Consider the following 10,645-nt stretch of genomic DNA (forward strand, 5'->3'; position numbering starts at 1 on the left):
GCACGCCCCCCTGGCGCCCCGGCCTCCCGTACGCCGGTCCTCGCGATGTCGGTCCTGAAGCGACGTGAGTCCTGAAGCGACGTCAGTCCTCGTGGCCCAGCTGAAGGTCACGCTCTGTGCGGCCGCCGCCCGCGACCTGGAGGACGGTGGCGACCGGCGGATAGCCCGCCGCGATGACGGTGTACTCGCCGGACGACAAATCAACGAAGCGGAAGGTGCCGTCCGCTCCGGTGGTCAGGGTGTCGACGACATTGCCCGCGGCGTCGAGCAGCGTCACGCGCGCGTCCTCGACGACGCGTCCCGCGCTCGCCCGCACGGCGCCGCGCAGGACCGCGCCGCCCGCCAGCTCCACGTCCTGGCGGGTCTCGCGGGCGGCCTGCACGGTGACGGGCAGCGCGGCGGGCCGGAACGCGGGGGCGCTCGCGGCCAGGGTGTACTCGCCCGCGACCAGCTCCGTGATGACGTAGCCGCCCTCGCGGCCGCTGCGGGTGGTGGCGACGACCTCTCCGCGGACGTCGGTGAGGGTGACGGCGGCGTCCCTGACGGGCGTTCCGTCGGCGGTCACCACGGTCCCTGCGAGGCGGCCCGCGCCACCGAGGACCACGTCGAGCTCGACGGGCCGCTCGCCGACGGTGACGGTGACCGCCTGCGGCTGGTGGCCGCCAGCGGCCGCGATCAGCACGAACGACCCCGACCCCGGCGTCGACAGGGCGTACCGCCCGTCCTCGCCGCTCGCGCCGCGTCCGATCTGCCGCCCGGCCACGTCGATGAGGGTGAGGGCCGCGCGGGGCACCACGGTGCCGTCGGGGTGCTGCACGGTGCCGCAGACGGGGACCCCGGCCGCGTACGCCGTCGTACGGGCGTGCGGGATGGGGGTGGGCTCGGCGGCGGGCGCGTTGGGGGAAGTGGCGCTGGACAACAGGGGGGTCTCCTTGAGGAAGAAGGCGAGCAGCATGCCGAGGACGAGCACCGGCACCAGGTAGAGGAAGATCCGCGGCATCGCTTCGGCGTAGGCCTGGATGTAGCCCTCGCGCAGCGGCGCGGGCAGCGCGTGGACGAGCTGCGGGGTGAGGGACTCGGGGTCGGGCAGGACCTTGTCCGATCCGGCGGGGAGCCGGTCCGCGAGGGCGACGGCGAGCCGGTCGGCGAAGAGCGTCCCGAAGATGGCGGCTCCGACGCTGCCGCCGATCTGCCGGAAGTAGTTGTGCGCGCTGGTGGCGGTGCCGAGGTCGGCGGGGCGGACGGCGTTCTGCACGGCGAGGATCAGGACGGGCATGACCAGGCCGAGGCCCGCGCCGAGCACGGCCATCCAGATGCTGTACTCCAGCCGCGACGTGTCCTCTTCGAGCCGCGAGAGCAGCCACATGCCGATGACGGACAGGGCGCCGCCGAGCACCGGATAGATCTTGTAGCGCCCGGTGTGGCTGATGAGCTGTCCGGAGATGATCGACGCGCCGACGACGCCGCCCATCATCGGCAGCATCAGGAGGCCGGACTCGGTGGCACTCGCGCCGTCGGCCATCTGGAGGAAGGTCGGCAGATAGCTGGCCGCTCCGAAGAGGCCGATTCCGACGACCATGCCCACAAGAGAGGTGATGTTGAAGACGGGATCACGGAAGAGGCGCAGCGGGATGATCGGTTCTGCGGCGTACTTCTCGGCGACGAGGAAGAGCAGGCTCGTCACGACGGCGCCGGCGCCGAGTCCGACGATGACGCGGTCGCCCCACGCGTACTGGGTCCCTCCCCAGCTGGTGAGCAGCACCAGGCAGGTGGAGGCGGCGGCGAGCAGCAGCGCGCCGAGCACGTCGAGCCTGGCCCTGCCGGTGCGCTTGGGCAGCTTCAGGACGAGGGTGACGACGAGGAGCGTGACCAGGCCGAACGGCACGTTGAAGTAGAAGCACCAGCGCCAGGAGGCGTGGTCGGTGAAGAAGCCGCCGAGCAGGGGGCCCGCGACCGAGGCGAGGCCGAACCCGGCGCCGATCAGACCCATGTAGCGGCCGCGCTGCCGGGGCGGCACGATGTCCGCGATGATCGCCTGTACGCCGATCATGAGGCCGCCCGCGCCGACGCCCTGGAGGGCGCGGAAGGCGATGAGCTGGTCCATCGTCCGGGACCATCCGGCGAGCGCGGAGCCGATGACGAAGACGAGAATCGCGAACTGGAAGACGCCCTTGCGCCCGAAGAGGTCACCGAGCTTGCCGTAGATGGGCAGTCCGATGGTGGAGGTGAGCAGATAGGCGGTGATCGTCCAGGACATCTTGTCCAGGCCGTGCAGCTCCCCGACGATCTTGGGGAGCGCGGTGGCGACGATCATCTGCTCCAGCGCGGCGAGCAGCAGCGCGAGCAGCAGCCCGAAGAAAACCATCCGTACGCGGCGGGGGCTGAGCCCCTGCGCCGTCGGATCGGGGGCCGGGGGCGGCGGCTGTCCCGCGCCCTGTCCGGCGGCCTTCACCAGTGTCGTCCCACCCACGTACTGCTCCCCTCGTCGCGCCTGCGCCGCCAGCTTTCTCGCATTACGCGACAACTGTGAGCAAGCGCGACGAGTCGCCCTTTTGTCGGGCCTCACGGACGTAAGTGCCGGTCGGAGCCCTACGGCGTACAACGGGGCCGAGCGGAAAACCACTCGAAACGGTGAGCGTGAAGTCAACCCTGATGGGCTACGCGGGAGTTGGGGCGGCGAGCGAACCCGCCGCCCCCTCCTTGCCGGTGACGGCCGGTGCTACTTCTCCACCTCGGCGGCGAGGTTGGTGAGGACGGCGTCGTAGATCCGCCCGAGGCCCTTGGGCGCGAAGGTCTTCTCGAAGAAGCCGCCGATGCCGCCCGCGCCGTTCCACACGCTGGAGACGACCACGCGGGCCTTGCCCTCACCGGCCGGGGTGACGGTCCAGGTGGTGACCATGGAGGAGTTGCGGTCCTTCTCGACGAGCTCGCCGTCGGTGGGCTCGCTGACCTCCAGGAGGCAGTCGCGGATCCGCTTGCTGGTGGCCTGGAGCTTCCAGTGGACCAGGGTGCCCTCGCCGTCGCCGCCCTCGCGCACCTCGTACTCGCTGAAGTGCTCCGAAAGGATCTTTCCGCGCGTGCCGCTGTAGTCGGCCAGTGCGTCGAAGACGTCGTCCGGCTGTGCCGCGATGATCCGCTCCGTGGTCGCCTCGACCTGCGCCATTGCACTTCCTCCAGCACTTGGTTTCTCGGGGAGTTCAGGGAGAGCCAACCACCCGGCACACCGGCCCCCCAAATCGGGGCCGCCTCGGCGGGCCTCCTCAGCCCGGCAGCAGCCGGAGCGAGACCCGGAGCGCGGCGCCGGAGCAGGGTGGCGAGCGAGCCGGCGTGGGTGAGGTCGGGGTGGCGTCCGGGCTCAGCGCCGCGGTGACCACCGGGGCGAGCCCGAAGACGGCGGCGGGCAGCCGGCGGGCCTCCCGGCGGCGCGGCCAGGGCGGCGACGGACAGGAACTCGACGAGCAGCTTTCCGATCATGCACCGTGCGTTCGACCTGCCCGTCACCGGACCCGGCGGATCCGGTTTGGCTGGCGGTGGGACGCCACCGCCCCCGTCGCCCGGAACCGGGCCGTCCTCCCGTCATCGCTCCAGCGGTGCAGCCCGGCCTTCTCCAGAACGCGGACGGAGGCGGGGTTGGAGAGCTCGACATCGGCGTGGACGGTGGTGATGTCCGGCGAGGTCAGGGCGTACGCCACGAGGGCGCGGGCGGCCTCAGAGGCGTAGCCGCGACCGCGCCGGGAGGCGACGACGCCGTAGCCGAACTCCACCGAGCCCTCGCTCGGCGGCAGCAGCAGGCTGATGGACCCGACGACGAGACCGCTCTCGCGTTCGATGATCAGCCGGTGGCCGTGCGCGCCGGGGTCACCGGGGTCACCGGGGTCACCAGGACCCTCGGCGATCTGTTCGGCGATGACGCCCGCGATGACACGGTCGCCGTCGGCGGGGAAGTCCTGCGCCCAGTGGGCCGGTCGGCGCCCGGCGAGGACGTCGGCGACCTCGCCTCGGGTCCAGGCCCGCAGCACGAGACGTTCGGTGGTCAGCTCGGCGGTGGTGAGGGAGAAAGAAGACACGCGACACTCCAGGTCGTTTTCTCTGACGACCGGGCCGCTCGCGGTGAGCCCCGCCTCTTCAGGCTGGTTCCTTCAGGCTCGCGCGACCCGGACAAGGGCATGGCGATGAAGCGTCCGGCGGGCCATATTCATCAACCTCCCTCGCCGTGGTGCGGGTCGCGCGTGTCGCGCTTGACGGGACGCTATCAAACAGCGCCGCCCCCAGCCGCCCCCACGCCGCCGTCGCACGCCGCCGTCGCACGCCGCCGTCGCACGATCAAGGGAACATGTGTTCTATTCTGGGGTCACTGCTACCGAGGAGGCGTCATGCGCTGGGAGAACCTCTCCGACGGGCCGCGTCAGACCACCGCTGATGCCGCGCTGTTCGGCGCGGACGCGGTGACGACACGGACCTTCGACACCCCCGAATTCGCGGGGATCACCTTCCACGAGATCCGGGCCAGGTCGATCGTGAACCGCGTGCCGGGCGCGTCCCGTATGCCGTTCGAATGGACGGTCAACCCGTACCGGGGCTGCACGCACGCGTGCGTCTACTGTTTCGCCCGCAAGACCCACAGCTATCTGGACCTGGACACCGGCCTCGGGTTCGACAGCCAGATCGTCGTCAAGGTCAACGCCGCCGAACTGCTGCGGCGCCGACTCGCCTCGCCCCGCTGGGAGGGCGAGCACATCGCCATGGGCACGAACGTGGACTGCTACCAGAGGGCGGAAGGCCGCTATCGGCTGATGCCGGGGATCATCGAGGCGCTGCGCGACCGCGGCAACCCCTTCTCGATCCTGACGAAGGGCACGCTGATCCTGCGCGACCTCGATCTTCTGCGGCAGGCCGCCGCGGTGACGGACGTCGGCATCTCCGTCTCCGTCGGCTTCACCGACCACGAGCTGTGGCGCACCGTCGAGCCGGGTACGCCCGCCCCCGAGCGGCGCCTGGACGTCATTCGCACCCTGACCGAGCACGGCATCGGCTGCGGGGTCCTCATGGCGCCCGTCATCCCCTTCCTGGGCGACCACCCCGATCAGCTGCGCGCCACGGTGCGGGCCATCGCCGCGTCGGGCGCGACCTCCGTGACACCTCTGGTGCTGCATCTGCGGCCCGGGGCGCGCGAGTGGTTCATGGAGTGGGTGGGTCGGCACCATCCGCACCTGGTGCGGCGGTACGAGCGGCTGTACGCGGAGGGGGCCTACGCTCCGAAGTGGTATCAGCGGCGCGTCACGCGGCACGTGCACGAGCTGGCCGAGGAGTTCGGCATCGGCCCCACGCGGTCGGGCCCCACCCGCTCGGGCCCCACGCGGTCGGGCCCCACACACTCAGGACTCACCCGCCCGGGCGCCGCGCGCCGCATCCACGTGCCCGAGGAGCCGGAGCCGGAGCCGACGGCCGGACCGACCCAGCTGACGCTGCTGTAGGAGGCGGCTCCTCCGGCACCGGGCGCGGGGCGTTGTCAGTGCCGTGGTCCACCATGAGGTCATGAGCCGACTGACCCACATCAGCGCCCCCGACGGCGTCGCCCCCGCCACCGCGTACACCCACGTCGTCATGGGTTCGGGCCGACTCATAGCGGTCTCGGGCCAGTTGGCCCTGGACGAGGACGGCGAGCTGGTCGGCGAGGGCGATGCGGCGGCGCAGGCCCGCCAGGTCTTCGAGAACCTGCGGCGCTGCCTCGCCGCGGCGGGCGCCACCTTCGACGACGTGGTGAAGCTGACGTACTTTGTGACGGACATGGCGTACATGCCGGCGGTCCGCGCCGCCAGGGACGCCTTCCTGGACACCGGGCGGCTGCCCGCCGCCTCGGCGGTGCAGGTCGCCGCGCTGGTCGACCCCGGGTTCCTGATGGAGATCGAGGCGTTCGCGGTGGTGGCCGAGTAGATGCCGGACGTGCGGACGCGGGAGATGACCGAGGCGGACTGCGCGACCGTGGCCGAGATCCGCGTGCTCGGCTGGCGCAGCGCCTACGCCGGTCTGATGCCCCAGCCGTTCCTGGACGCGCTCAGCGTCGAGGAGGGCGCCGCCCAGCAGCGGCAGCGGCTCGCGCGCGGCCACGGGGCGAGCGTGGACCTGGTCGCCGAGCGCGCCGGGCGGATCGTCGGCTGGGCCTGCTTCGGACCGGCGCGCGACGCCGATCTGCCGCCGGGCGAGGCGGAGTTGTACGCGCTGTACATCCACCCCGCGCAGTACTCCACGGGCGTGGGCCGCACGCTGACCCAGGAGTGCCTGGCCCGCTGCGCGGCCGCGGGATACACCCGGCTGCGCCTGTGGGTCGTCGAAGGCAACGTCCGCGCCCGCCGCTTCTACGAACGGGCGGGGATCGCACCGGACGGCGCCCGCGAACCCGACGAGATCGACGGCACGCCGGTCCCGGAGATCCGCTACGCCCTCGGCCTCGGCTGAGCCCACGGCGCCCGGCGCGCGCCGGCACCCCTCCCCCGGCGGCCGAGCCATCCCCGCCTCACTCCGGCGGCCGCGCCATCCCCGCCTCACCCCGACGGCCGCGCCAACCCCCGCCTCACCCCGGCAGCCGCGCCATCCCCGCCTCACCCCGACGGCCGCGCCAACCCCCGCCTCACCCCGACGGCCGCGCCAACCCCCGCCTCACCCCGGCAGCCGCGCCAGCGCCGCCGAGGCCGCCGCCGCGAGTCGGGGGTGGCCGCGCGCCTCGGTCAGTACCGGGCGGGCCCGTCCGTCGCCCAGCGCCCCGAGGCCCTCCACACAGGCCAGCGCGATCTTGCCGTAGGGGTCGTGCGGCGCGAGTCTGCGGCGCAGGGTGGTGATCAGCGCGGGCGCCGACTCGGGAGCGCGCAGCTCCGTCAGGAGCCGCACCGGGTAGAGGGCGTAGGCGACGCGGAGTTCGTTCGTCGCGAGGGCCGCCGCCGCGCGCGCCGTGCGCGGGTCGCCGAGCCGCGCCAGGGCGTGGGCCGCCGCGGCGCACCGCGGGGCGTCCCGGTGGTTGAGGAGGAGGACGAGCGACTCGAAGGCCCTGCGGTCACCGGCGACGCCGAGCCGGACCGCCGCCAGCTCCCGCGCCCAGAGTGGCTGCCCGGGAGAGACGAGCACCTCGGCCAGCTCATCGAGGTCGCCGGTCGCGACCAGCCTCTCGTACTCCCGCGAGGCCCCCGCCTCACCGCGTAAACGTTCCGTCACCGTCCGCAACTCCTGATCCATGGCCGCGAGCCTAAGCCTTACCCGGCGGTCGCCTCACCAGGCGGTCGCGATGTAGATCACAGAGACCGGGAATCGCCATGGACTGGCGCGCTCGTTACTCGGCGGTTAATCTCATGTGAGCGGGGCACACTCCCCGCTAGCACCTCCTCACGACGGCCTGGTGACGCAGCCGTCGTGGGTGCAAGTCGGTTCGGTACCTCAGGTATCCAGTACGGCGTGGCCCGGGACAGGGCCGGCCGACCTCACCGGGCGTGGACTCTGCGCCGCCCGGACACGACACCTTCAAGTTCCGCACGCCCTGCGACAGTTAACGTGTCCGCGTGCGCCCCACAGTCGTCACTCTCTTAATGGAGTCCACGCATGGACACTCCCTTGAACACTGTCGCCGTCATCGGCCTGGGCACGATGGGCACCGGAATCGCCGAGGTCCTGGCCCGTGCGGGCCGTGAGGTCATCGGCATCGACATCAGCCAGGCGGCGGCCACCCGGGCCGTCACGTCCCTGGAGTCCTCGACGGCCCGCGCCGTGCGCCGCGAACGGCTCACCGATGAGGAGCGGCGCGACGTCCTCGCCCGCTTCCGCACCTTCACCGACCTGCGGGCCGCCGCCGACGCCGACCTGGTGATCGAGGTCGCCCCGGAGTCGTACGAGATCAAGCAGCAGATAGTCCGCGAGCTCGACGGCGTCGTGCGCCCCGACACGATCATCGCGACCGGCACCAACGCGCTCTCCGTGACCCGCCTCGCCGCCGAATCGGCCCGCCCCGAGCGCGTGCTGGGCCTTCACTTCTTCAACCCGGCGCCCGCGATGAAGCTCGTCGAGGTCGTCTCGTCCGTGCTGACCTCACCCGCCGCCGTCGCCGCGGTCACCGATCTGGCGCACGCCCTCGGCAAGGAGCCCATCGCGGTCGGCGACCGGCCCGGTTTCGTCGCCGACGGGCTGCTCTTCGGCTACCTCAACCAGGCCGCCGCCATGTACGAGGCGAAGTACGCCTCCCGCGAGGACATCGACGCCGCGATGCGGCTGGGCTGCGGTCTGCCGATGGGCCCGCTCGCGCTGCTCGACCTGATCGGCGTGGACACCGCGCGCACCGTCCTCGAGGCCATGTACGCCGAGTCTCGCGACCGGCTGCACGCGCCCGCGCCCATCCTCAAGCAGCTCAGCGAGGCGGGCCTGACCGGCCGCAAGACGGGCCGCGGCTTCTACACGTACGACGAGCCGGGCAGCGCGGAGGTGGTGCCCGACGCGCTGACCCCGCTGGAGGGCGCGCGGCACGGCGAGGCACGTACGGTCCGCTCCGTCGGCGTCGCCGGGTCCGGGACGATGGCGTCCGGCATCGCGGAGGTCTTCGCCAAGGCCGGCTACGACGTGGTCCTCGCCGCGCGCACCGACGAGAAGGCCGAGGCGGCCAAGGCCCGTGTCGGCAAGTCCCTTTCGCGCTCTGTCGACAAGGGCCGGATGACGGCGGAGGCCGCCGCCGAGACCCTGAAGCGGATCACTCCGGCCGGCTCGTACGAGGCGTTCGCCGATGTCGATCTGGCTCTGGAGGCGATCGCCGAGGACCTGGAGATCAAGCAGCAGCTGTTCGCGGCGCTCGACAAGGTCTGCAAGCCGGGCGCGATCCTCGCGACGACGACGTCCTCGCTGCCGGTGGTGGCCTGCGCCCGCGCCACCACGCGCCCGCGCGACGTGATCGGCATGCACTTCTTCAACCCGGCCCCGGCCATGAAGCTCGTCGAGGTGGTCCGCACCGTGCTGACCGCCGACGACGTGCACGCCACGGTCCGCGAGGTCTGCGCACGCGTCCGCAAGCACCCGGTGGACTGCGGCGACCGGGCGGGGTTCATCGTGAACGCGCTGCTGTTCCCCTACCTCAACAACGCGATCAAGATGGTCCAGGAGCACTACGCCACGCTCGACGACATCGACGCCGCGATGAAGCTCGGCGGCGGCTACCCCATGGGCCCCTTCGAGCTCCTGGACGTCGTCGGCCTGGACGTCTCGCTGGCCATCGAGAAGGTCCTGCACCGCGAGTTCCGCGACCCCGGGCTCGCCCCGGCGCCCCTGCTCGAACACCTGGTGGCCGCGGGCTGCCTCGGCCGCAAGACGGGCCGGGGCTTCCGCGAATATGCCCGGCGCTGAGCCGGCCGAGGAGCGCCCGGGGGCACGGGCGGACTGGGGCGGGCTGCTCGAACCGTCGGGCGGCCCCGTCCCTCGGGAGCACCGCGCCGCGCATATGCAGTACGTTCGTGACATGTCCAAGGCCGCCAAGTCCTCACGTACGCCTGCTACGCCCGACGCCCCGGAGAGCGCCGCGGGCAGCCGTGCCGCCGCCCAACGGCTCAAGATGCGCAGGGAGCTGGCGGCGGCGGCCATGGAGCTCTTCGCGACCAAGGGGTACGAGGCGACGACGGTCGACGAGATCGCCGCCGCCGCGGGCGTCGCCCGCCGGACGTTCTTCCGGCACTTCCGCTCCAAGGAAGAGGCGATCTTCCCGGACCACGACGACACCCTGATCCGCGCGGAGGCGGTGCTGAACGCGGCGCCGCCGCACGAGCACCCGCTGGACACGGTGTGCCGCGGCATCAAGGAAGTCATGAAGATGTACGCGGCCTCCCCCGCGGTCTCCGTGGAGCGCTACCGCCTCACCCGCGAGGTGCCCACGCTCCGTGAGCGCGAGATCGCCTCGGTGGCCCGCTACGAACGGCTCTTCACCCGCTATCTCCTCGGCCACTTCGACGAGCACGCGCACCACGACGGCAACGACGACCCGCTGCTCGCCGAGGTCGCCGCCTCCGCCGTGGTCACCGCCCACAACCACGTCCTGCGGCGCTGGCTGCGGGCCGGCGGCCAGGGCGACGTGGAGAACCACCTGGACCACGCCTTCGCGATCGTGCGGCGCACCTTCGGCACGGGGATCGGCGCGGGCCGCGACACGCTGCCCCCGGCGGCTCCGGCGGCGGTCTCCGCGCAGGGTGAGGTTCTGGTCACGGTGGCTCGAACTGACGCTCCCCTCGACGAGGTCATGCGAACCATCGAGAAGGCGCTCAGAGAGCACGCCTCTTAGCCCGTTCTGCCCATTTCGTCCTTGGCTTTTGAGGGGCTACTACCGGTTGGTAGCAGCCCCTCAGTCTTGCTCCCACCCCCTCTGACCTGCACTGATCGATCATCGGTCAAAAAATATTGGCACCGAGTGTCTTGCTCACTGGCACGCGGTGCCATACGTTGATGTTGTCCGGGCGGCCGGCGTACAGAGATCCTCCGTACGTCGGCTGTCCCCTCAAGCCACGGCTTGCGCGTCCGGACGCCTGCGTCACAGGCACCTCCCACGCCCCACCAAGGCGTTGCCGAGCTTCATCTTTGGCCGAACCGACGGCACACCTCCAGAGCTCCACCAGAACCCCCCGTAACGTCAAGC

Annotated in this window: 9 protein-coding genes; 5 read left to right on the plus strand and 4 right to left on the minus strand. The window is 71.9% G+C overall.

Going from position 1 to position 10,645, the window contains the following annotated elements; all coding sequences use genetic code 11:
• Positions 1-82: 82 nt before the first annotated feature.
• The 3 genes from ACWDVB_RS05790 to ACWDVB_RS05800 form a co-directional block, all read right to left on the minus strand.
• Positions 83-2,470, minus strand: a complete 2,388-nt coding sequence (locus ACWDVB_RS05790; protein WP_451514127.1) for an MFS transporter — start codon at positions 2,468-2,470, stop codon at positions 83-85.
• Between the two features lie 249 nt (positions 2,471-2,719).
• Positions 2,720-3,163 carry an SRPBCC family protein gene (locus ACWDVB_RS05795; protein ID WP_451514126.1) on the minus strand — a complete coding sequence of 148 codons (444 nt, stop codon included), beginning with the start codon at positions 3,161-3,163 and terminating at the stop codon, positions 2,720-2,722.
• A 334-nt stretch (positions 3,164-3,497) separates the two neighbouring features.
• The gene (locus ACWDVB_RS05800; protein WP_451514125.1) at positions 3,498-4,067 is read right to left on the minus strand and encodes a GNAT family N-acetyltransferase; all 570 of its coding nucleotides are present in this window, start codon (positions 4,065-4,067) and stop codon (positions 3,498-3,500) included.
• A 306-nt stretch (positions 4,068-4,373) separates the two neighbouring features.
• On the opposite strand from ACWDVB_RS05800, the gene ACWDVB_RS05805 reads away from it, so the two are divergent.
• From ACWDVB_RS05805 to ACWDVB_RS05815, 3 genes are all read left to right on the plus strand, one after another.
• On the plus strand, positions 4,374-5,474 hold the full coding sequence (locus ACWDVB_RS05805) for an Rv2578c family radical SAM protein (RefSeq protein WP_451514124.1): 1,101 nt from the start codon (positions 4,374-4,376) through the stop codon (positions 5,472-5,474).
• Between the two features lie 61 nt (positions 5,475-5,535).
• Positions 5,536-5,934, plus strand: coding sequence for a RidA family protein (locus ACWDVB_RS05810; protein WP_451514123.1), 399 nt, complete (start codon positions 5,536-5,538; stop codon positions 5,932-5,934).
• On the plus strand, positions 5,935-6,456 hold the full coding sequence (locus tag ACWDVB_RS05815; protein WP_451514122.1) for an N-acetyltransferase family protein: 522 nt from the start codon (positions 5,935-5,937) through the stop codon (positions 6,454-6,456).
• Between the two features lie 201 nt (positions 6,457-6,657).
• Here the strand turns inward: ACWDVB_RS05815 and ACWDVB_RS05820 are convergent, their stop codons facing one another.
• Positions 6,658-7,227, minus strand: a complete 570-nt coding sequence (locus tag ACWDVB_RS05820) for an adenylosuccinate lyase (RefSeq protein ID WP_451514121.1) — start codon at positions 7,225-7,227, stop codon at positions 6,658-6,660.
• Positions 7,228-7,587: 360 nt separating this feature from the next.
• On the opposite strand from ACWDVB_RS05820, the gene ACWDVB_RS05825 reads away from it, so the two are divergent.
• Positions 7,588-9,369 (plus strand): 3-hydroxyacyl-CoA dehydrogenase family protein, encoded by a 1,782-nt coding sequence (locus ACWDVB_RS05825; RefSeq protein WP_451514120.1) that lies wholly within the window; start codon positions 7,588-7,590, stop codon positions 9,367-9,369.
• A gap of 94 nt (positions 9,370-9,463) precedes the next feature.
• Positions 9,464-10,294: a TetR family transcriptional regulator gene (locus ACWDVB_RS05830; RefSeq protein ID WP_451514273.1), complete on the plus strand. Its 831-nt coding sequence runs from the start codon at positions 9,464-9,466 to the stop codon at positions 10,292-10,294.
• Positions 10,295-10,645 lie beyond the last annotated feature (351 nt).

The sequence above is a fragment of the Streptomyces sp. NPDC003379 genome (assembly GCF_053589195.1).